The sequence below is a fragment of the Bradyrhizobium sp. 1(2017) genome, assembly GCF_011602485.2.
Lineage (GTDB): Bacteria > Pseudomonadota > Alphaproteobacteria > Rhizobiales > Xanthobacteraceae > Bradyrhizobium.
In genome coordinates this window covers 2079460-2100149 of the sequence record NZ_CP050022.2, presented here as the reverse complement: position 1 = coordinate 2100149, position 20690 = coordinate 2079460, and the positions used below count along the sequence as shown (strand labels likewise).

The 20690-nt window shown below is 63.9% G+C and carries 19 protein-coding genes; 6 read left to right on the top strand and 13 right to left on the bottom strand.

Annotation, left to right across the window (positions count from 1 at the left end):
• Nucleotides 1-55 precede the first annotated feature (55 nt).
• The 6 genes from HAP40_RS10020 to HAP40_RS09995 all read right to left on the bottom strand — a co-directional run bounded on the left by HAP40_RS10020 (nucleotide 56) and on the right by HAP40_RS09995 (nucleotide 5281).
• On the bottom strand, nucleotides 56-538 hold the full coding sequence (locus HAP40_RS10020) for a GNAT family N-acetyltransferase (RefSeq protein WP_166817959.1): 483 nt from the start codon (nucleotides 536-538) through the stop codon (nucleotides 56-58).
• Nucleotides 539-651: 113 nt separating this feature from the next.
• A complete protein-coding gene (locus HAP40_RS10015) occupies nucleotides 652-1170 on the bottom strand; it encodes a GNAT family N-acetyltransferase (protein ID WP_166817960.1) in 519 nt (172 codons plus the stop codon).
• A 57-nt stretch (nucleotides 1171-1227) separates the two neighbouring features.
• On the bottom strand, nucleotides 1228-2352 hold the full coding sequence (locus HAP40_RS10010; protein WP_166817961.1) for a hypothetical protein: 1125 nt from the start codon (nucleotides 2350-2352) through the stop codon (nucleotides 1228-1230).
• A 35-nt stretch (nucleotides 2353-2387) separates the two neighbouring features.
• Nucleotides 2388-3602: a glycosyltransferase family 2 protein gene (locus HAP40_RS10005; protein ID WP_166817962.1), complete on the bottom strand. Its 1215-nt coding sequence runs from the start codon at nucleotides 3600-3602 to the stop codon at nucleotides 2388-2390.
• A gap of 45 nt (nucleotides 3603-3647) precedes the next feature.
• The gene (locus HAP40_RS10000; protein WP_166817963.1) at nucleotides 3648-4712 is read right to left on the bottom strand and encodes an acyltransferase family protein; all 1065 of its coding nucleotides are present in this window, start codon (nucleotides 4710-4712) and stop codon (nucleotides 3648-3650) included.
• 77 nt (nucleotides 4713-4789) lie between these two features.
• Nucleotides 4790-5281, bottom strand: coding sequence for an NUDIX domain-containing protein (locus HAP40_RS09995; RefSeq protein WP_166817964.1), 492 nt, complete (start codon nucleotides 5279-5281; stop codon nucleotides 4790-4792).
• 92 nt (nucleotides 5282-5373) lie between these two features.
• Between HAP40_RS09995 and HAP40_RS09990 the strand changes: the two genes are divergently transcribed.
• A complete protein-coding gene (locus HAP40_RS09990; protein ID WP_166817965.1) occupies nucleotides 5374-6258 on the top strand; it encodes a metallophosphoesterase family protein in 885 nt (294 codons plus the stop codon).
• A gap of 120 nt (nucleotides 6259-6378) precedes the next feature.
• On the opposite strand, the gene HAP40_RS09985 is transcribed toward HAP40_RS09990, so the two are convergent.
• The 3 genes from HAP40_RS09985 to HAP40_RS09975 form a co-directional block, all read right to left on the bottom strand.
• Nucleotides 6379-6933: a hypothetical protein gene (locus HAP40_RS09985; RefSeq protein ID WP_166817966.1), complete on the bottom strand. Its 555-nt coding sequence runs from the start codon at nucleotides 6931-6933 to the stop codon at nucleotides 6379-6381.
• Nucleotides 6934-7116: 183 nt separating this feature from the next.
• Nucleotides 7117-7326 (bottom strand): DUF4170 domain-containing protein, encoded by a 210-nt coding sequence (locus tag HAP40_RS09980; RefSeq protein WP_008560963.1) that lies wholly within the window; start codon nucleotides 7324-7326, stop codon nucleotides 7117-7119.
• 71 nt (nucleotides 7327-7397) lie between these two features.
• Nucleotides 7398-9032 (bottom strand): isocitrate lyase, encoded by a 1635-nt coding sequence (locus HAP40_RS09975; protein ID WP_166817967.1) that lies wholly within the window; start codon nucleotides 9030-9032, stop codon nucleotides 7398-7400.
• A 228-nt stretch (nucleotides 9033-9260) separates the two neighbouring features.
• On the opposite strand from HAP40_RS09975, the gene HAP40_RS09970 reads away from it, so the two are divergent.
• A complete protein-coding gene (locus HAP40_RS09970) occupies nucleotides 9261-10706 on the top strand; it encodes a helix-turn-helix domain-containing protein (RefSeq protein WP_166817968.1) in 1446 nt (481 codons plus the stop codon).
• Between the two features lie 199 nt (nucleotides 10707-10905).
• Here the strand turns inward: HAP40_RS09970 and HAP40_RS09965 are convergent, their stop codons facing one another.
• Nucleotides 10906-11199, bottom strand: a complete 294-nt coding sequence (locus tag HAP40_RS09965; protein WP_008560970.1) for an antibiotic biosynthesis monooxygenase — start codon at nucleotides 11197-11199, stop codon at nucleotides 10906-10908.
• Between the two features lie 227 nt (nucleotides 11200-11426).
• Between HAP40_RS09965 and HAP40_RS09960 the strand changes: the two genes are divergently transcribed.
• Complete coding sequence (locus tag HAP40_RS09960) at nucleotides 11427-12233, top strand: hypothetical protein (RefSeq protein WP_166817969.1); 807 nt, start codon at nucleotides 11427-11429, stop codon at nucleotides 12231-12233.
• A 171-nt stretch (nucleotides 12234-12404) separates the two neighbouring features.
• Entirely contained in the window at nucleotides 12405-12755 is a 351-nt protein-coding gene (locus HAP40_RS09955; RefSeq protein WP_166817970.1) for a hypothetical protein, read from the top strand.
• Nucleotides 12756-12879: 124 nt separating this feature from the next.
• Here HAP40_RS09955 and HAP40_RS09950 read toward each other — a convergent pair whose 3' ends face one another.
• Together HAP40_RS09950 and htpX are read right to left on the bottom strand one after the other, a co-directional pair.
• Complete coding sequence (locus HAP40_RS09950) at nucleotides 12880-13521, bottom strand: tetratricopeptide repeat protein (protein ID WP_208024794.1); 642 nt, start codon at nucleotides 13519-13521, stop codon at nucleotides 12880-12882.
• Nucleotides 13522-13658: 137 nt separating this feature from the next.
• A complete protein-coding gene (gene htpX / locus HAP40_RS09945) occupies nucleotides 13659-14609 on the bottom strand; it encodes a zinc metalloprotease HtpX (RefSeq protein ID WP_166817971.1) in 951 nt (316 codons plus the stop codon).
• A gap of 365 nt (nucleotides 14610-14974) precedes the next feature.
• Between htpX and HAP40_RS09940 the strand changes: the two genes are divergently transcribed.
• On the top strand, nucleotides 14975-16240 hold the full coding sequence (locus tag HAP40_RS09940; RefSeq protein WP_246741134.1) for an HlyD family secretion protein: 1266 nt from the start codon (nucleotides 14975-14977) through the stop codon (nucleotides 16238-16240).
• Nucleotides 16237-18177, top strand: a complete 1941-nt coding sequence (locus tag HAP40_RS09935) for a glycosyltransferase (protein ID WP_166817973.1) — start codon at nucleotides 16237-16239, stop codon at nucleotides 18175-18177. Before HAP40_RS09940 ends, HAP40_RS09935 begins: the two co-directional genes overlap by 4 nt.
• A gap of 39 nt (nucleotides 18178-18216) precedes the next feature.
• On the opposite strand, the gene HAP40_RS09930 is transcribed toward HAP40_RS09935, so the two are convergent.
• Nucleotides 18217-20604, bottom strand: a complete 2388-nt coding sequence (locus HAP40_RS09930) for an AI-2E family transporter (protein WP_166817974.1) — start codon at nucleotides 20602-20604, stop codon at nucleotides 18217-18219.
• Between the last annotated feature and the right edge of the window lie 86 nt (nucleotides 20605-20690).

Sequence of the window (20690 nt, the reverse complement as noted above, 5' to 3'; positions counted from 1 at the left end):
AGGCCCCGGCTTGAGCCGTCATTGCGAGCCCGGATGGAGCGAAGCGAAATCCGGGCTACGGGCTCTGCGCAAGCCGCTTCTCGAAGCGCCACTGGTCGACGGGGAACGGGCCGTTCGACGTCTCCGACAACATCACGAACTGGCCGGCCATGCGCCAGCCGCTCTTCTCGTAGAACCGCGCGGCACGATGATTGTCGACGGCACACGCCAGCCAGGCCAGCTCCACTCCGCGCGCGGCGAGCCGTGCCTCCGCATCGGCGATCAGCGCTGCGGCCACACCGAGCCCGTGCGCTTGGGACGAGACGAAGAGCTGGTACAATTCGTCACCCCTGATGGCGCACAAGCCGAGCGGCGCGCCGGCCGGGCCGACGACGCAGACATCGGGAAGCATGACCGCCAGCCGATCGCGAAAGCTCGAGAGCGTGCGGAGGCGGACCAACTCAGGTGGGGCAAGCGTCGCGTGCGATTCATGCCAGACGTCGTGCCACAGCCGTGCGAGATGATCGATCTCAGCCATATCAGCGGGCCGCACCTGCATTGGCGATACTCCGTCTGAGAGCGTCGTAGCCCGGATGAGCGAAGCGACATCGGGGGCAATGCATCTGGGGCGACAGGTTTCCCGGATTTCGCTTCGCTCACCCGGGCTGCGAGTTACCCCGCCCGCGCCTTGCTCCAGTCGGGGCCTACCTGCCCCGACACGCCCTCGAAGGCGCCGTCGACGAGCTCGAACACCAGGATGCGGGCGGCGTCGACCGGGCCCGGCATGGTGATGCGGCCCTTCGGCACCGGCTTGAAGCCGACGCGGCTGTAATAGGGCTCGTCGCCGACCAGGATCACGATGGCGTGGCCCTTTGCCTTGGCGTCCTTCAGCGCGCGCTCCATCAGGAGGCGGCCGATGCCGCGGTCGCGGAACGGCGGCTCGACGGTGAGCGGCCCGAGCAGCAACGCGGGCGTGTCGCCGATCAGGATCGGCAATTGCCTGACGGAGCCGACCAGCAGCGTGCCGATGCGGGCGGTGAAGGACAATTCGAGCAGATGGTCCACGTGCTCGCGAATCCGATAGGCGCTGAGCACGAAGCGGCCGGGACCGAAGGTGCGCTCGTGCAGCCGCTCGACCGCCTGGGCGTCGCCGGCGGCCTCGGGAAGGATGGTCAGTGAGAGATCGTTCATGTCAACCGGCGGAGTAGCATCTGCGCGCAGTAAGGTCCATCGAGCTGTGCTGCCCCCTCACGTGCGTGCCGCCTGGGCGAGCCGGGTCTGCTCCGCAGATTCAGCAGGTTGCAGCGCGAGAGCGAAACACACGCTCCACAATGAGAGCATAGTGATGGGAACGACGTAATAGGGCGTGAACGTCGGATGGCTAACGAAGAATATGAGGTTGACGAGAAGATTGCCGCCGACCACGAGGGCGACCTGCCGTGCTCCGCCCCGGCCGGTCAGCAGCAGCCACGCGGTCGAGCCGACTGCGAGCAGGATCAGGACGAACTGCATATCGTGCAGATACTGGCTCAGGATCGCAAGATTGATTTCGGGGGCCGTGGCATCGTCGGAACTATAGGTGGTCGCAAACGGACTGCCGGCATTGATGGCATTGGCGACCAGTGTCGGAACCATGCCGATGGTAAAGGCGAGGCCAAAGACCAATCCGCGTACGAACGTCGCTGCCGTGCGCGAGCGGAGGAAGGCCACGCCCAAGAACAGGACATAGCCTGCGACCAGGAATAGGTTTGGCAGCCTGAGATTGACCGACAATCCGAGCAGGAGACCGATCAACAGGACGAGCCAAACACTGTCTTTCGTCTTTATAAGCCACAGGGCAGTCAGATAACCCACGACGGCGCAGAGCGCCATCGTGGGCGCGATGGAATAGCTGGCCTTCGCCGGGTTGATCATCATGTAGACGGTAAGGGCGCCAAACACGCCAGCCGCGAACACCGACGACAGCGACCGCGCGTAGAAGATGGCGAGCAACGCAAATCCGCAGACGATCAGATTGACGCTGACATATAGCGGCACCACCTGATAGCCCTGTGGAAACAGCGCGAGCACGAAGCCGGTACCTGGCGGATACTGCATTACATATTTTCCGCTGGCCGTCGGAGGATGGCATGGTGCAAGACGTCCTTCGGGGAAGCCGATCTCCGTCAGCTTACCTTGCAGGAAGCGATCTTCATCCCGTGACAAATCCGTATCCAGCCCGCCGATACCATAGAGCTGAAACAGGTGCGCCTGGCGCAAATAGCATATGTCGTCCCATACGCCGCGGGCTTCAGTCCAATGCGACATCGAACGAACGTTGCTGGCGAGAATCAGAACACAGATCAGGCCGAAAGCTATTTTGAGAAACTTCATCCAATCACCGTGACCCGGACCGCAGACATCAGACGCTAGGAGTGCTTGATGGACATCAGCCCCGCGAGGAAGCCGGTGAATATCAATTGGGCTCCGACGGTGATCGCGGTCGTCGAAAGCGCTACGACGCGGAGCAGGCTCGATACGTCGAGCGGTCCGAAATTCACCTCGCTCCATTGGATGATAGCTGTAATCAGGCCAGCGATCCCGAGCACGAAGATCGCGCTCCCCCCGAATACGAAGAACTCGAGCGTGCAGGCTTCGAGCATGCGGCCATATCTCTCGGAAGGCGGAAGAAGGTTCATATCCTTGGCGAAACTGCGGGCGATGGCTGCGAAACAAATGCCCTGGATGCCCACGATGAGGCAGGTACATGCGACGAGCATCGTCCGGATATCGAAGCCGATTCCACCGATGCTGATCTGCCCGAACAAGAGGATGCTGCTCAGAACGGTACCCGCGGCAACAAGAAGCGCGCCCGGATAGAAGAACAGCCATCTCGGCGAATATAGCAGCAGGAACTTCAGATGACGCCAGCCGTCGCGCCACGTTCTGAGATGGGGCGGACGGGATCTGCCGTCTTTCGACAGCGTGGTCGGCACTTCAGAGATTTTGAGCCCGACGATGGTCGCACGAACAACCATCTCGCTCGCAAACTCCATTCCCGTGGTGCGCAGGTCCAGGTTCGCAATTGGATCTCTGGAAAAGCCCCGCATGCCACAATGAAAATCACGGAGGGGTGTGCGAAAGAATAGACGGCCCAACCAGCTCAGGATGGGGTTTCCGAGATAGCGATGAAGGAAGGGCATAGCGCCGGATTCTATGCCACCGCGAAACCTGTTTCCCATCACCAGATCATCACCGGCCCGCAGGCGTTCCAAGAATGCATCGAGGCGTGAGAAATCATAACTGTCGTCGGCGTCTCCCATGACGATGTAGCGGCCGCGGGCCGCCGCGATACCGGCACGGAGGGCTGCGCCGTAGCCACGCATGGGGACGTCAATGACCCGAGCGCCGCCGGCCTCAGCGAGGTGCCGCGAACTATCCGTGCTGCCATTATCCGCAATCAAAACCTCGCCCGCGATCTGGGCCCGGCGAAGAAAGGACTGCGCCTTGGCAACGCAGACTGCCAGCGTTTCGGCCTCATTGAGGCAAGGCATCAAAACGGTCAGTTCGAGTTCAGGCGCGGTCACCCGATGGAATGCCTCAACTTGCCTTACGCTTTTCGAAGAAGGTTCGGTCAGATCCATCGATTTAACCAATTTCGCTCGCGGGCATGAGGACAGACAGGACCGTTACTGCGCAATGGCTCGGTTGCGCAAGCCATTCAGACCGGCCAGCCGCCGACCGAGGTTCATCCCGGGAATTTCGATCAGCTTGTAGCAGGCCAGCGCAGGCACGGCCGCTGCGAGGATCGTCAGCATCGACAGGGTCATCGCAGTTGTCCAGGGGTTCAAGTCCTCGAACAACCGAGCACCCAGAGCTATCGCAGGCGCGACCGTGAGCATGTGCAGCAAATAGAAGCTATAAGATATCCGACCGTAGAAGCGCACCGGCGGCCAATCGAGCGGTTTCATCATGCGCTGATGCGGCCATTGCGAAATCGCCAACACGAGCAAAGCTCCGCCGATGCAATCCATCAAGATCATCAGACCGGCGTCTTGCTTCAGCATGCCCGCCACGAGGAACAGTGCTATGCCGAGGACGGGAATCCAAATCGAAGTTCGCGGGGAAACGGAGCGCGCGATCTTCGGTCCCTCAAAATGAACGAGAATTCCTGCAAGGAAAGCATAAAGCGGGGCCAAATTCGCGCCAATGAGATCGCGATACTGGCCGACGAAGGACAGGCCAAACAGAACGGCGGCAACCGCGAGAAGAGGTGTCCTGCCGTGTTTCCTGTATGCTCGGACAGACATGAAGATCAGTGGGGTCGCGGCAATCTCGACCGTCAGCGACCACATCACGCCATTGATGTCGCTTTTGATGAGAAGCATGTTGAGCAAGACGTTGATTGGTGCAAACGAAGCCTCAAAGCCAACATAGAATCCAAAACGTTCATGAAGGAACGTGAGCAGGCCGACGACCGCTATGGATGCCGGCAAGAGACGAAAGGCTCTGTTCCTGGCAAATGACACGAAGGAAATGGAATCGGCTCTGTCCAGGCTTCGGGCGAGAACAAATCCGCTGATGACGAAGAAAACGACGACGCAGCCAAGACCATTGGCGAACGCGAAATAGAGTCGCGAAGACCCCGACGCCGGGTATTGCAAGTACATGACGCCGCAATGGTAGACGGCGACCAGAACGGCAGCCACACCGCGAAGAGATTCAAGTCTCGGGATGAAGTTGCTTTGCCCCATGCGGCATTCTTCCTAGCACACCAAGCCCGCGAGAAAAGGAAGTTCCTTCCGCCCCATCGCGGCTTTGCATTGAAATCTCACCGCCACGTCGCAATCGGAGCCCGGCCGCCCAGCACTTCCGCGATCCGCAGCCGCGTGCCGGGCGTGGTGCCCTCCGGCAGCGCGGTGATCGCGAAGAACCCGCATTCGATGATCTCGCGGTTGGGCTCCGGGAGACGGTCCTGGCTGAACTGCCTGACCACGTAGACCGCGACGTGATCGCGGCGGGAGACATGGTCGTTGAGGAAGATGCCATGCAGCACAGCATCTCCGACCAGATCGATGTCGCCCTCCTCCTTGAGCTCGCGCCGCAGCGCCCCCTCCATGGTCTCGCCGAAGTCGACGCCGCCGCCGGGGAGATACCAGCCGCTGACGTAGCTGTGCTTGACCAGAAACACCCGATTCTCGGGGTCGAGCACCACGGCGCGGACGCCGAGCGTCATGCCGCGGACGAGCAGAAAATAGGCGTGGAAGACCCGCCGCAGCAGCGGCTCGGCCTTCTGTCGCAGACGGTTCAGACGTTCCCCCATCAGGCTTCCTTGACGCCACGTTTCAGGCCCTGCTTGCACGTTCCTCGCGACCTTGCCATTACAGCGGAGCAATAGCGAGGCAATCGCGCGCCATGGTCCCCTTCACGCTCGCCCATCTGTCCGATCCGCATCTGCCGCCCTTGCCGAAGCCGCGGCTGATCGAGCTCGCCGGCAAGCGCGCGCTCGGCTACGTCAACTGGACGCGCAATCGGTACAAATACCAGCGCCGCGAGGTGCTCGACGCGCTGGTCGCCGACATCAAGGTCCAGTCGCCCGACCACATCGCAGTGACCGGCGATCTCGTCAATTTGGCGCTGGAGGCCGAGTTCGCGCCGGCCCTGGCCTGGCTCGAAAGCGTCGGCACGCCCGACCGCGTCACCGCGATCCCCGGCAATCACGACGCCTATGTCAGCGCGACGCGTCATCGCTTCGGCGAGACCTTCCTGCACTACATCGCCGCGGACACGCCGGGTGGCCCGGTCTTTCCCGCCGTGCGCCGGCGCGGCCCGCTCGCGCTGATCAGCCTGTCCACGGCGGTGCCGACCCTGCCGCTGATGGCGACGGGCACGCTCGGGCGCGATCAGCTCGCCGCCCTCGCCGAAGTGCTCGAACGGCTCGCGACTGAAGACGTCTTCCGCGTGCTGCTGGTGCACCATCCGCTCAAATCGGCCGCGCGCCAGAAGCGGATGACGGACGCGTCCGCGCTGCTGGCACTCCTGAAGCGCCACGGCGTCGAGCTGATCCTGCACGGGCACGACCACATCCATTCGACGATGTGGTTCGAGGGTCCGAACGGCAACATTCCCGCGCTCGGCGTGCCCTCCGCCTCTGCGCTCGCGCACGGACGCTACCCGGCGGCCGCGTATAACCTGCTCAGAATCGAGAAGGACAATGCCGGCTGGCGCTGCGATCAGACGGTGCGGAGCCTGGGCGCTGGATTTCAGGTCGGGCAGATCAAGCATGTGCGGTTGATTTAGTGGCCGTCATTCCGGGATGCGCGGCAGCGCGAGCCTGCAATGCATTCAACTGCACGCGCTGTGGCCCGATGGATTCCGGACTCATGCTTCGCATGCTCCGGAATGACGGTGAAGAGAAACTCACCAGCTCCGCAGGGCCGCGACCACGGCGACGCCGAACAGGGCGGCAGCACCGACAATGAACCCGAACACGAACGGCCAGAAGCGCGAGCGGCGCGGCGGCTCGGTGGCCGCGGCTTGCTGTTCCGGCGGGACCACCATCGCGTGCTCGCGCTCGATCATGCGGCGCGCGACATAGTCGGTAACGGCCTCGACGATGACAGCGGTGTCGTGCGATTCGGCGAGCACGATGCGGCCGAAGCGGGTGTCCTGGACGAAGCGGTACATGCGCTTGTCGCGCCCCATCATCACGTGGGCGACGACGTCGATCCAGAGTCTCGGCGTATCGCCCTGGCTGATGCCGCGGTCGAACAGGTCGACCTTGTCAGGCACCTGCGCGAACAGCGCATCGAGCGCGTCGTTGAGGATCTCGAGCCGCGCCACCTCGGCGTCCCTGAGATCGACGACCACGCCGGTCCGGTCGGCGGCCTCGATCCGGGCGCGCAACAGCGCATCGCGCAGCCGCACCGGACGCGGCTGGCTGGGATGGATCTCGCTGGTTTCGGGCTCTGACATTGTCGGCCTCGTGCTCAAACACCATGGTTAACCTATCAGCAACCACAGCGCCCGCAAAGGGTCCGCAATTCCAGATACTTACGACACCCACAGACGTTTCACCTGTGTCAAAAACAGACGATCCCACCCAGGCAGAGCCTGGATGGGACCATCCGTCCTTGGACGTTTTCTTGATTCAGTGCGTCAGGCCGAGACCCGCGACGGCTCTTCGACGATGGAGAAACGGACACCGGCCTTGTGGCGGCTCTCTTCCGAGACCTCGCGCCAGCAGTCCTCGGCTTCCTTGCGGGTCTTGAACGGGCCTTTGACCTGGGCCGAGCCTTCCACGAGCTTGTGGAAGTTCATCGAACCGAACTCGCCGCCGATCACCCAGAAATTGCTGCCTTTGGTCATTGTCAGTCTCCTGTTGAGGTGCGTGACCGGTCTGGATTCCCATCAGGCTTCCAGACCGGTCCGATCCGCCGTTAGCCGAACTGGTTCATCGTGTTGTGGGCGCCGCCTGCCTTCAGGGCGGCTTCGCCCGCGAAGTACTCCTTGTGGTCGTCGCCGATGTCGGAGCCGGCCATGTTCTGGTGCTTGGCGCAGGCGATGCCCTGACGGATCTCCTGGCGTTGCACGTTCTTGACGTAGCCGAGCATGCCTTGCTCGCCGAAATACTCCTTGGCGAGGTTGTCGGTGGACAGCGCGGCCGTGTGATAGGTCGGCAGCGTGATCAGGTGGTGGAAGATGCCGGCGCGCTTGGCCGAATCCGCCTGGAAGGTCCGGATGCGCTCATCGGCTTCGATCGCCAGCGGCGTATCGTCGTATTCCGGCTTCATCAGCTCGGCACGGTTGTACTTGCTGACATCCTTGCCGGCTTCCTTCATCGCGTCGTAGACCTGCCAACGGAAATTGATGGTCCAGTTGAACGACGGCGAGTTGTTGTAGGCGAGCTTGGCGTTCGGAATGACCTTGCGGATGCGGTCGACCATCTTGGCGATCTGCTCGATATGCGGCTTCTCGGTCTCGATCCACAGCAGGTCGGCACCGTTCTGCAGCGAGGTGATGCTGTCGAGCACGCAGCGGTCTTCGCCCGTGCCGGGACGGAACTGGTAGAGGTTCGAGGGCAGCCGCTTCGGACGCATCATCTTGCCGTTGCGGTTGATGATGACGTCGCCGTTGCGGGCGTTCTCCGCGGTCACTTCCTCGCAATCCAGGAAGCTGTTGTACTGATCGCCGATGTCGCCCGGCTTGTGGCTGACGGCGATCTGCTGCGTGAGGCCGGCGCCGAGCGAGTCGGTGCGGGTGACGATGATGCCGTCTTCGACGCCGAGCTCGAGGAAAGCGTGGCGGCAGGCACGGATCTTCGCGATGAACACCTCATGCGGCACGGTGACCTTGCCGTCCTGGTGACCGCACTGCTTCTCGTCCGAGACCTGGTTCTCGATCTGGAGCGCGCAGGCGCCCGCCTCGATCATCTTCTTGGCGAGCAGATAGGTCGCCTCGGCGTTGCCAAAACCCGCGTCGATGTCGGCGATGACGGGGACGACGTGGGTCTGGAAGTTGTCGATCTTCTCGATCAGCTCCTTCTCGCGGGTGCTGTCGCCTTCCTTGCGCGCCTTGTCGAGGAGACGGAAGGTGTCGTTCAGTTCGCGCGAATCGGCCTGGCGCAGGAAGGTGTAGAGCTCCTCGATCAACGCCGGCACCGAGGTCTTCTCGTGCATCGACTGGTCAGGCAGCGGGCCGAACTCGGAGCGCAGCGCCGCGATCATCCAGCCCGACAGATACAGGTAGGTGCGATCGGTCTTGCCGCCGAAGTGCTTCTTGACCGAGATCAGCTTCTGCTGGGCGATGAAGCCGTGCCAGCAGCCCAGCGACTGGGTGTACTTGGTCGGATCGTTGTCATAGGCCGCCATGTCGGCCCGCATCAGCGCCGCGGTGTAGCGGGCAACGTCGAGGCCGGTCTTGAAGCGGTTCTGCAGGCGCATGCGCGCGACGGCCTCGGCCGACACCCCGTTCCAGGTCGGCTTGGTCTCGAGGAGCGCCTGGGCCGCCTTGACCTCGTCCTGATACGAGGCCGGGCCCTGAAGGGTGCTGATGCCACGGGGCTGGTAGTTCATGTGCTAATCCTTTCGCTGACGATGACGATGGTTGCCATCGACATTCTTGACAATGCATTGCGAAATGCGTGTCAGGAGCTAAACGCGAAAATGGAAACTTAGGATAGACGGCTTGTTTTTTAATGGTGATGTCATGTAACATCAGAACATGTAATAGATGTTAATTTGTAAATTCTGTAAAATATAAAGGTCAGCCAGACTGTCCCTTATGCCCAGGAGATACTGGAAATGCCCGCCGAATCCGGCAAGAAACTCTTTGTCGGCCCGCGCTTCCGGCGCATCCGGCAGCAATTGGGCCTGTCGCAGACCCAGATCGCCGAGGGTCTCGGGATCTCGCCGAGCTACGTCAACCTGATCGAGCGCAACCAGCGCCCGGTGACGGCGCAGATCCTGCTGCGGCTGGCGGAGACCTACGACCTTGATTTGCGCGACCTCGCCACCGCCGACGAGGACCGTTTCTTCGCCGAGCTCAACGAGATCTTCTCCGACCCCTTGTTCCGCCAGATCGACGTTCCCAAGCAGGAACTGCGCGACCTCGCCGAGCTCTGCCCGGGCGTCACCCATGCGCTGCAACGGCTCTACGCCGCCTATACCGAGGCCCGTCAGGGCGAGACGCTGGCGGCGGCCCAGATGGCCGACCGCGACGTCGGAACGCGCTATGAGGCCAATCCGGTCGAGCGCGTGCGCGAGCTGATCGAGGCCAATCGCAACTATTTTCCGGAGCTGGAGCAGGCCGCGGAGACTCTTCGCGACGAGTTGAACGTGCCGGCCGAAGGGCTCTATGCGGCGCTGGCCGCGCGCTTGCGCGAAAAGCACTCGATCCAAACCCGCATCATGCCCGTCGATGTCATGCGCGAGACGCTCCGCCGGTTCGACCGCCACCGCCGCCAGCTCCTGATCTCCGAGCTGGTCGACCCGCCCGGGCGCGCATTCCAGCTCGCCTTCCAGCTCGGCCTCGGCGAATGCACGCAAGCCCTGGAGACCATCATCGGCCGCGCCGGCCCGCTCGACGATGCGCCGCGCCGGCTGTTCCGCATCACGCTCGGCAATTACTTCGCGGCCGCCGTGATGATGCCCTATCCGGCTTTCCTCGCCGCAGCGGAGGCGCTGAACTATGACATCCACGTGCTGTCGCAGCGCTTCAACTCCGGCTTCGAGCAGGTCTGCCATCGCCTCACCACGCTGCAGCGCCCGAACGCACGCGGCATTCCGTTCTTCCTGCTCCGCGTCGACAATGCCGGCAACGTCTCCAAACGTTTCTCCTCCGGCACCTTCCCGTTCTCGAAATTCGGCGGCACCTGCCCCTTGTGGAACGTGCACTCGACCTTCGACACGCCGGACCGCATGCTCAAGCAGGTCATCGAGCTGCCCGACGGCACGCGCTATTTCTCGATCGCGCAGATGGTGCGCCGCCCCGTCGCGCCGCATCCGCTGCCGCAGCCGCGCTTCGCCATCGGCCTCGGCTGCGAGATCCGCCACGCCGCCCGCCTGACCTACGCCGCAGGCATCGACCTGGAGAAGACCGAGGGCACGCCGATCGGCGTCAACTGCCGCCTCTGCGAGCGCGAAAACTGCGCCCAGCGCGCCGAGCCGCCGATCACGCGCACGCTGATCCTGGACGAGACCACGCGGCGGGTGTCGAGTTTCGCGTTCTCGAATGCGCGGGAGTTGTGAGGCAGCGTTTGGCGGTAGGCCTACGCTACACCCTCGCTGTCGTCCCGGCGAAGGCCGGGACCCATAGCCACAGGGAGAGGTTTGGCGGAGGATCGTCGTTGCACATGCTTCGGTACGAAGACCGCCATTCTCCGAAAGATCACGCGGTATGGGTCCCGGCCTTCGCCGGGACGACGCGAGGAGAGAGTTCGCGCCACCCTCACGCCAGCGTATGCACGATCACCGGCCCGGCCGCCGCGCTCGCATGCCCGGCGAGCAGCGGCGCGAGCTCCTTCTCGATCCAGGCGATTGCGCGCCGGTTCGCCTCCTCCGCCTGCTCGAACTTGTCGAAGATCGAGATCGCAGTCACGGTGTCATCGCCGGCATAGACGACGTAATAGGCGCGGAAACCGTCGACATCGCTGATGATCGGAACGGCGCCGTCCTTGATGCGGCGCGCCAGCTCCTCCGCACTCCCGCTTTTCGCCTTGGCCTGACGGATGGCGGCATACATGGCATCCTCCTTCCGGCTATCTGGACTGTCGGGCCTGGTGCCCGGAGCGAATGTTACGCCGAAGTGCGCCGCCGATCCACGTGGTTAACCCCGCCCTAATCCGCCGCCGTGAACTGCAACCTGGGATTAAGCACGCCTCAACATCGCTGCCTTAGTCTTGCCCTACTCACGTTTCGCAAACAACGGTGGCCTATCCTGCCGGGCGATGTGAGATCAGGGGGTTCATCATGCGCATTGCGTTGCTGCTCACAGCGACCGTCGTCGGCGCGCTCTTCGCCAATCCAGCCATTGCCGGGTCGCTCGATCCGTCCACCGAGGCCACGCAGCCGCTGCCGCCAGGCTTCCAGAGCTATCGCGGCTACATGTTCGACCTGTCGGAAAATTCCGACCGCAAGGATGGCGACAAGCTCACCAACAATCTGAAGAGCCAGATCGACGTCGTCGAAAGCGTCGGCCTGTCGCCGCGCGTGCTGCGCTTCTTCCATACCGTTCCGATCGTCGCGAGCGAGCTGGCCTGCCTCGACGAAGGCGCCGCGACCGCGTGCTACGGCCGGGCCACGCCGGACATTCAGCGCAGTGCTCCCCGGACGCTGACGGTCTGGGACCCCAACAAGCAGCGCTGGACCAATCCCAATGCGATCGACCTTGCGGTCGATTCGGGCCTCGGCGTGATCATGCTGCGGCCGGACATGATGCGTTACGAGAAGGAGGCAGTGCTGCTGCACGAGCTCCTGCACGCCTATCACGCGCGGCTGTTGCCGGACGGGTACGCCAACAAGGGCGTGATCGCCTATTTTGCCCTGGCCAAGTCCAAAGACCTGTTGCCCAAGGAATCCTATGCGATGAAGAATCCCATGGAGTTCTTTGCCGTGACCGCGAGCATCTTCCTGGCCGGGAAAAGCGAATTCCACGATCCGAAGTCGCGCGAGGCGCTCAAGGAGAAGATGCCCGACTATTACAAATACCTGGTCGGCGTGTTCGGCTTCGATCCCGACCCGGCATCAGCAAGCGGTCCGGTTGCCTCGCTGAAGTGAGGCCGGCGCCGCCGCTCCCGCGTCAAACCACAACAGAGCCGCGCGAAATGCGCGGCTTTTTTGTTTTAGGCCGGAAGCTGCGGATGACGCGCAGCCGGCAATTGCCAAGGCGGGGCCCGATCTGCATAGTCCCGCCCGCATCGATACCGTTTTCGGAGAGGATAGAACAACATGGCGGACGCCGACCTGGATGTCGTGATCCGGCAACTGGCCAGACAGCTGCATACGGGCCTGATGACCCGCGCCAAGGAGCGGCGGGATCGCTTCAACGGCCTCGCGGCCAAGGCCAAGGGCAAGGAGACCGGCGACCGCTTCAAGATGCTGGCCAAGGCCACCCTGGAGCAGGCCAGCGCCGCCGCCAAGCGGCTGCAGATGTCCGCCGACAACGTCGCCGACAGCTACGCCCGCGCCATGCGCCTCGCCGCCAGCGCGCCGGTCGCGACCAAGCCGGTGAAGAAAGCAAAGGACGAAAAGCCGGCCAAGAAGGCTGCCAAGGCGAAGAAGGCGAAAGCCAAGAAGTGAGTTTCGTAGGGTGGGCAAAGCGCAGCGTGCTCACCACTTCTGTTGCAGCGTTGGATGGATGGCGGGCACGGCGCAAACGCGCCTTTGCCCACCCTACGATTCCGGTCTCGCGGAGGGAGCCCCCTCACCTTCTCGGTGCGGCGAGCTGGGTCGGCTCGGCGGTGGCGAGCTCAGAGAGCTTGGCTCGTGCCGCATCGCGGGTGCCGGCATCCTTGCCTGGCGGCAGCGCCAGCGCGGCCTCCAGATCGGCGCGTGCGTCATCGGTCTGGCCGCGGGCGAGGAAGGCCAGGCCGCGGTCGAGGCGGGCCTGCGCATCCGAGGGATCGAGACGGACCGCCGTGTTATAGCTCAGGATGGCGCGGTCGAGATCGCCCATGGCGGCGAGCGCAAGACCGCGCTGGTGATAGGGTGCGGCGCGCTTGGGATCATGCGCGATCGCCTCGTCGTAATCCGCAACCGCAAGCTCCAGATCGCCATTCTGCCGGCGCGCAAGCGCCCGGTCGCGATAGAGCGAGCCGCGGTTGGGATTGAGCTGGATGGCCGCGTCGAAATCGGCGATCGCACGCTTGAAGTCGCCGTGGCGCAGCGCGATCCGCCCACGCCCCTCATAGGCAAAGGCGATCAGCGAGCCGCGCAGCGGCGAGAAGCCGATCACGGCCGAGCAGATATCGGGATCGTCCTCGTCGCCGCAATTGACGACCATGTGCGTGGACAGCCCGATGAGCACGCACAGCACGATCAGCAATGACACCACGGCTTTGGTCATCTTCGACGGCGGCCGGCACCGGGCCGGCCACCCATCCCCTTTCGAAGAAATGGTCTCGCCGAGGTGTTAGCACCGCCTCCGGCGATCCAGTGTGCGCCAAGTCACAAAGCCGGGCGCTTATTCGAGCCGGTTCCGCATCAGCCCCAAGGACCACGTGAAGGACCACGCGACGAGGAGTGCCCCCAAGGGCTACGCGGCGGATAGTTCTCGTTGGCGCCGACCGACGGCGCCGCCCGCCCGCCGAGCTCGGCCGCGAGCTGCTGGAGCGCCGCGATGCGGTTCTGGGTCGAGGGATGGGTGGCGAAGAGATTGTCCACGCCATGACCCGACAGCGGATTGATGATGAACATGTGCGCGGTTGCAGGATTCCGCTCCGCCTCGTAGTTCGGCACCTGATGCGCGGCGCCCTCGATCTTGACCAGCGCCGAGGCCAGCCACATCGGCTGTCCCACGATGCGTCCGCCGAGATCGTCGGCGGCATATTCGCGGGTGCGGCTGATCGCCATCTGCACCAGCATGGCGCCGAGCGGGGCGAGAATCATCATCAGGATCGAGCCGACGATGCCGAGACCATTGTTGTTCTCGCGATTGCCACCGCCGAAGAACATGCCGAACTGGGCAATCATGGAGATCGCGCCCGCGATGGTCGCGGTGATCGTCATCAGCAGCGTGTCGTGATTCTTGATATGCGCGAGCTCGTGCGCGATCACGCCGGCGAGCTCCTCGCGGCTCAGCTGGTTCATCAGGCCGGTGGTGACGGCGACCGCGGCATTCTCGGGATTGCGGCCGGTCGCGAACGCGTTGGGCTGGACCTCGTCCATCACGAACACGCGCGGCATGGGCAGCGAGGCGCGCCCCGCAAGCTCGGCGACGAGCCCGACCAGCTCCGGCGCGCTGGCACGGTCGACCTGATGGGCGCCGTACATCGACAGCACCATGCGGTCCGAGTTCCAGTAGGTGAAGAGATTGGTTGCGGCGGCAATGACGAGCGCAATCATGGCGCCCGAGGCACCGCCGATCAAATAGCCCACGCCCATGAACAGGGCGGTGAGGCCTGCGAGCAGCATTGCGGTACGAAAATAGTTCATGGCCGTCTCCTGGGGCGGCCGCGGGCAAACCTCTGGCCGGCTCCCTCGAAGTATGAATGCGGCCGGCCACTGCAAGGATCGTGCGTCGTGGGGCCGCAGACACCGGCGGAGCAGCCAGCCTTGCGCCAGCCGCTAAAGCTTGACCGGGATTTGCGCAAAAACACACTTGGGGGCTTAGCAACCTGGAAAGCGCGATTTCGGCATAACTCGCGGTAACCGGGCACGCGGCACGGCCCTTGTGCATTGACCGGTTCCGTTGGCCTCCCGTCAGCAAGGTGACCGTCATGGTAGACCGCTCGAGCGCCGCTTCCGTCGACTCTTCACCCGCTCCCTCCCCTCAGAGCACCGGGACTGATGCGAAGGGTTTGCAGGACGCTCTGCACGAGCACCTGTTCGCCAATGACGAGTCCGGCCATGCCGCCGAGACGCAGACCGGGCAGGAACCGGGGCGCCGCTGGCCACGTCTGCGGCGCGGCGCCAAGGTCGCGATCGGGCTCGCCATCGTCGCCGTGTTCGGCTGGCTGCCGCTGCGCGCGATCTGGGAGAATTCGAGCGTCGAGGCCGTGCTGAATTCCCGCCTCGTCACCTTGCGCACACCCATCGGTGGCCGCGTCGCGGCCGCCCAACGCGTCCCCGACCAGGCCAAGCTCGAGGCCGGGACCGTCGTTCTGCGCGTCTTCAACCCGCGCGGCGATCGGACCCGGCTCGACGATCTCCGGCGGCAGAAATCGCGCCTGGAGAACGAGCGGCCGAGCCTTGCGGCGAAGCTCGCCTCGGCCCAGGCCGCGCAAAAGGACCTGGCGCGGCAGGCCGCGCAATTCCGCGACGGGCGCGTGCTCCAGCTCGAGGCGCGCATCGCCGAGATCCAGACCTCGATCGAGGCGGCGGCCGCGCGGCGGGACGAGGCCAGTGCCGCCGTCGAACGCGCTTCCTCGCTGGCGAAATCCGGCAACGTCTCGAGCGTCGAGCTGGCGCGGCTGACGCGCGAGCTCTCGGTGTCGCAGCAGACCGAGCTCGGTGCGCGCAAGCGGCTGGACGCGGCAAAGGTCGAGCTCGCCGCGGCACAGAACGGCTCGTTCCTCGGCGACAGCTACAACGACCGGCCAAGCTCGGTGCAGCGTGAGGAGGAGATGCGCCAGCGTGCCGGCGACCTCGAAGCCGATCTCGCCCGCACCGACACCGAGATTGCCTGGCTCGCCAACGAGATCATCGTCGAGGAGGTCCGCTTCGCCGATCTCACCGAGGCCAACATCACGACACCGGTCGCAGGCCGTGTCTGGGAGATGATGACCTCGCCCGGCGAGGACGTGCAGGCCGGCCAGCCGCTGCTCAAGGTGCTCGATTGCAGCGGCGCCGTCATCACCGCCAACGTCACCGAGAGCGTCTACAACCGCCTGCAGCTCGGCGATCGCGCCACCTTCGAGCCGAACGACGGCGGCGAGCCGATCTCCGGCACCGTGGTCAACCTGACCGGCGCCGCCGGCGCGCCCGCCAATCTCGCCATCAATCCGGATGCGCTCAGCAAGGAGCCCTATCGCGTGACCGTGGCTTCGCGCGATGCCGCAGCCCGCGCGTGCACCGTGGGGCGCACCGGCCGCGTCGTGTTTGCGCGGCAAGAGACCGCCCCGTGACGACGGCACTGACGCCCGGCCTGATCGCGCTCGGCGCCTTCATGACGATCGTGCCGCTGCTCAGGCGCGACAGCACGATGGCACGCTCGTTCCTGGCCATCGTGTCGGTGGCCTTGCTGCTGCGTTATCTCTATTGGCGGGTCACCTCGACGCTCCCGCCGCCGCATCTGACCGTCGATGCCGCCATCGGCTACCCCTTCATGCTGCTGGAAGCGGCCTCGCTCGTTGCCGTCACAATGTCCCTGCTGTTCCTGAGCCGGACGCGCGACCGCACCGGCGCGGCGCGGATCGACGGCCGCGCCACCGATCCGCGCGCGCCGCTGATCGACGTGTTCATCTGCACCTACAACGAGGAACGCGGGATCCTCGAGCGCACGATCATCGGCGCAACCGGCATAGACTACGGCAACTACCGCGTCTGGGTGCTCGACGACGGAAGGCGGCCCTGGCTGCGACGGCTTTCCGGCGAGCTCGGCTGCCATTATCTGACGCGGCCCGACAACCACCACGCCAAAGCCGGCAACATCAATCATGCACTCAAGCATGTCGGCGCGCTGCCGGAGCGGCCGGTATTCGTCGCCATTCTCGATGCGGACTTCGTGCCGCGGCCCGACTTCCTCGCGCGCACCGTCTCGCTCATGGACGATGCTTCGGTTGGCGTGGTGCAGACGCCGCAGCACTTCATCAATCCCGACCCGATCCAGACCAACCTCGCCGCGACCGACGTGTGGCCCGACGAGCAACGCTTTTTCTTCGACATCCTGATGCCGGCCAAGGACGCCTGGGGTGTCGCGTTCTGCTGCGGCACCTCGTCCCTGATCCGCTATGCCGGGCTGATGCAGATCGGCGGGTTTCCGACCGACTCGGTGACGGAAGACTACCTCGTGACGCTGCGCCTGAAGGAATACGGGCTCAACACGATCTATCTCAACGAGCGCCTGACGATCGGGCTCGCGCCGGAAGGGCTGAAGGAATACATCACGCAGCGCGCCCGCTGGTGCCTCGGCTTCATGCAGATCGTACGCGGGCGCAGCGGACCGTTCTCGCGCGACTCCAAATTGTCCCTCATCGACCGGCTCTCGCTGGTCGACGCCTTCATGAGCTGGTCTGCGGTTTACACATCGAAGGTGGCGGGCCTCGTGGTGCCATGGCTGTTCCTGCTGTTCGGCATCAAGGCGGTGCAGGCCGACCTCACCGAGCTATTGCGCGTCTTTTTGCCCTTCTACATCTGGCACGGCCTCAGCATGGCCTGGCTGTCGCGCGGCCGCTCGCTCGCGATGATGACGGACGTCTCGCAGCTCATCGCCGCGCCCGCCGTGCTCAAGGCGGTTGCCGCCGGCCTGTTGAAGCCGAAGGGACACAAGTTCAAGGTCACCGCGAAGGGCGGCGACCGCGACAGGCGATTTGTCGAATGGCCGCTGCTGCGAATCTATGGCTGCGCACTCTTCATCACCCTCGCGTCCATCGCCTATGCCTTCATCCTGCAGCAGCGCGGCGAGAACATCGCCTATGGCGGACTGGCGCTCGCTTGGAGCTTCTACAACGCATTCATCCTCACCGTGGTCTGCTTCGTCTGCATCGAGCAGCCGCGCAAGCGAAAGGCGGAGCGCTTCAGTCGCAACGAGCCGGTTCTGCTGCGCCAGGACGGCAGGTCGCATCTCGCGCGGCTCGCCGACATCTCCATCACCGGCGCGCGGCTGATCGACCCCGATCCGCCGGCACTTGGAAGCACCATCGAGTGCCAGATCTATGGCCGCGCGATCGCGGCGATCGTGGTACGCCGGACCATGGATGGATTTGCCGTGCGGTTTGAGGAAGGCATGGACACGCGCGTCCATGCGATCCGGGCGTTCTATGCCGGCGAATACGTCCGCGCCTATCGCGGTGTCAGGGCGCTCCCGGTCGGCAAGGCGCTGTTGATGCGGCTGTTCGGCTAGCGCCACGCGATCATAGCGGCAATGTCGGCTTCCTCTCCGCTAGGGCGCGGGATGCGCCTCTCTCAAGCTATCCGTATCGACGCCCGTCGTCGCTTGGGTGCTCTGGATATCGACCATCAATTGGTTCGCCATCTCCTTCAGGCGGTCACGATCTCGGTCAGTGAACTCCCGCGGCTGAGTATCGATGACACAAAGGCAACCAACAACATGACCGGATGAAGTCCGTAGCGGAACTCCGGCGTAGAAGCGAATCCCCCTTTCCAGCACATGCGGATCATCAGCGAAGCGCGGGTCCCCGGTGACATCCTCCGAAACCAGCATATCGTCTGCAGCGATCACATGCGCGTCGAGGGAGCCCTCGTGATTGCCCTGCAGGCCTGCTTGAGCGTCCTGGGCGCGGCTGTCAGCGGCGGCTGGCTGCATATTATCGACCAAGGTCACCAGCGCGATCGGAACGTTGAAGGCCTGTGCGACCTTTCGGGACGCCTCGTCCAGGTCCTGGCGTTTCGATGCGTCCAAGCCGAGGTCGCGCAGCGCGGCGAGCTGCGCACGTTCGGCGTCGGCCGTGAGCTGGGGCGTATCGCCGAGCGCTGCCGCGCGACCGACCCATGCTTCAACCTGCTCGACGCAAGCTCGGAGGGAGGCGAACGCCGCGTCGGCAGCCGTCTGAGTCTTGAGCTCTCCCGTCTGGTCCGTTCCGGCGATCAAATTCCAGCAGCAGACGGCAAGCTTGACCTGGGGAGCTCGACGGCGCAGGCGACGAAAGACATAGCGGGCATAGACCTGCGGCTGCGGGTGAAAGTAGGACAGGCACACCACGTCGACCCCCTGCAGATCAAGTTGCTCCAATGCTCCCCGACTGACCACGATCGGCGGCAAGACCTTGGCGCCGATGTTGCGTTCCTCAAGCACCTGCGCGAGCATCTCCGCCGCTGCATGATCGAGCTCCATGCGTCCCGCGAGACAGAGGACGCATGGTCGCTGCGCCGTCCGATTTCCATCTTCCACTGCAGGCGGAGTCTCGCGGATATGGTCGTCAACTTCCCGCACAACCGAGATCGCCGTATCTGCGACGAGGCGCCGGTAGTTGATATCGACGCTGCTGCGCTGACGATCGTTCTCCGCCAGGCGCAACGCTGGAATGCCGACGTTATCGTACAGCTCGCACGAGGAATACTCGTCGACATAGTTCTCGGCAAATTCAACCGCCTCCTCCAGGTTGCCGGCCAATAGCCGCTGGTAGAGTTGCTCCTCCGGCGCGAGCACGGGGTCGCTGCCAAGAAGAATGCCCAAGAACTCCAACTGCGGGACGTAGCGCCCGATGACGACGAGGCAGACGGTCAGAGGTGTCGCCAGAAATAGCCCGACCGGTCCCCACAGCATCGTCCAGAAGATCGCGGCGATGATGATCGCAAGGGATGACAGTCCGGTGCTGGACCCGTAGAGCCAAGGCTCGATGACATTGTTGCTGACGAGTTCAGCCGTGAGGAACAGACCGACGACCCAGAACAGCATCGTCCAGCCTGGATCGACGGCGATGGCCAGGGCAGCAGGAAAGATCGCCGCCAGAAAAGGACCGAGATAGGGAATGAACCGGAGTACCGCTGCGAGCAGGCCCCAAAGAATCGCGTTCGGTACGCCGACAAAGTAGAGTGCAACACCGATCGGCACCCCGTAAGTCAGATTAACGACGAGCTGCATCAGCAGATAACGGCTGACCCGCGACGCAGCATCGTTGATGGCCTGAGTGCTCTTCTGAAGGTCACCGGCTCCCGCCAGTTTGATGAATCGATCGCGCAGATCTTCGCGCTCGAGCAGCACGAAGATCACGAAAATGACCACCAGCCCGGACGTCGCAAGCGGCGCCAGCAGGGGACCAATGACAGAGCGAATGACCTCCAGCGGTCTCGGCTGTGGCGGCTCCAACCGCACGGTGACAGGCTCCCGGCTCTCACCACCGGCGCCAAGACGGGACGGCACGCTGCCCGACTTTTTCTCGTCTCCCGAGATCTCCCTGCCGAGATCCTGCATCGTCGTGGTGACGGCGTCGAGGACACCGCCGCCTGGCGCGGAGGTCTGCAACGAACGGATCTTCTCGGTGATGGTGGTCTGATAATTGGGAAGGTTGCTGGCGAGCTGGACCAGTTGGCGTCCAACGACCAAGGCGACCCCCGCGACGACGATAAAAGCAATGGAAACGGCGATCAGTACCGCTGCAATGCGGGGCACTTTCGAACGTCTCAGCCAATTGACCAAAGGCGTGAGAACGAAGCTCAGCAGGATCGCGAGAGCAAAAGGAACGAAGATTTCCCGGCCGAGATAGAGGGCTCCGATGGCCAGGACGATGCCGCCGGCTGTGAGCATGGGCGAGGACGCGGCTCGCACGGCCGGTGTTCGTTGCGACGACGCCGGAGCCAACTCGGCCATGGGGACGCGCCTTTCAATAGCGGGTTCGACAGGTCAACCCCGATTCGGCGGGTTTGATCCAACCGGGCCAAGCGCTTGATGTCCGA

Bases quoted from the DNA above. Each gene is read 5' to 3' on its own strand.
- HAP40_RS09990 (WP_166817965.1), top strand. From the start codon at position 5,374: ATGGTCCCCTTCACGCTCGCCCATCTGTCCGATCCGCATCTGCCGCCC.
- HAP40_RS09965 (WP_008560970.1), bottom strand. From the start codon at position 11,199: ATGTATGCCGCCATCCGTCAGGCCAAGGCGAAAAGCGGGAGTGCGGAG.
- HAP40_RS09930 (WP_166817974.1), bottom strand. From the start codon at position 20,604: ATGGCCGAGTTGGCTCCGGCGTCGTCGCAACGAACACCGGCCGTGCGA.
- HAP40_RS09970 (WP_166817968.1), top strand. From the start codon at position 9,261: ATGCCCGCCGAATCCGGCAAGAAACTCTTTGTCGGCCCGCGCTTCCGG.
- HAP40_RS09995 (WP_166817964.1), bottom strand. From the start codon at position 5,281: ATGGGGGAACGTCTGAACCGTCTGCGACAGAAGGCCGAGCCGCTGCTG.
- HAP40_RS09955 (WP_166817970.1), top strand. From the start codon at position 12,405: ATGGCGGACGCCGACCTGGATGTCGTGATCCGGCAACTGGCCAGACAG.
- HAP40_RS09950 (WP_208024794.1), bottom strand. From the start codon at position 13,521: ATGACCAAAGCCGTGGTGTCATTGCTGATCGTGCTGTGCGTGCTCATC.
- htpX (WP_166817971.1), bottom strand. From the start codon at position 14,609: ATGAACTATTTTCGTACCGCAATGCTGCTCGCAGGCCTCACCGCCCTG.
- HAP40_RS10015 (WP_166817960.1), bottom strand. From the start codon at position 1,170: ATGAACGATCTCTCACTGACCATCCTTCCCGAGGCCGCCGGCGACGCC.
- HAP40_RS10000 (WP_166817963.1), bottom strand. From the start codon at position 4,712: ATGGGGCAAAGCAACTTCATCCCGAGACTTGAATCTCTTCGCGGTGTG.
- HAP40_RS10010 (WP_166817961.1), bottom strand. From the start codon at position 2,352: ATGAAGTTTCTCAAAATAGCTTTCGGCCTGATCTGTGTTCTGATTCTC.
- HAP40_RS10020 (WP_166817959.1), bottom strand. From the start codon at position 538: ATGCAGGTGCGGCCCGCTGATATGGCTGAGATCGATCATCTCGCACGG.
- HAP40_RS09985 (WP_166817966.1), bottom strand. From the start codon at position 6,933: ATGTCAGAGCCCGAAACCAGCGAGATCCATCCCAGCCAGCCGCGTCCG.
- HAP40_RS10005 (WP_166817962.1), bottom strand. From the start codon at position 3,602: ATGGATCTGACCGAACCTTCTTCGAAAAGCGTAAGGCAAGTTGAGGCA.
- HAP40_RS09960 (WP_166817969.1), top strand. From the start codon at position 11,427: ATGCGCATTGCGTTGCTGCTCACAGCGACCGTCGTCGGCGCGCTCTTC.
- HAP40_RS09980 (WP_008560963.1), bottom strand. From the start codon at position 7,326: ATGACCAAAGGCAGCAATTTCTGGGTGATCGGCGGCGAGTTCGGTTCG.
- HAP40_RS09975 (WP_166817967.1), bottom strand. From the start codon at position 9,032: ATGAACTACCAGCCCCGTGGCATCAGCACCCTTCAGGGCCCGGCCTCG.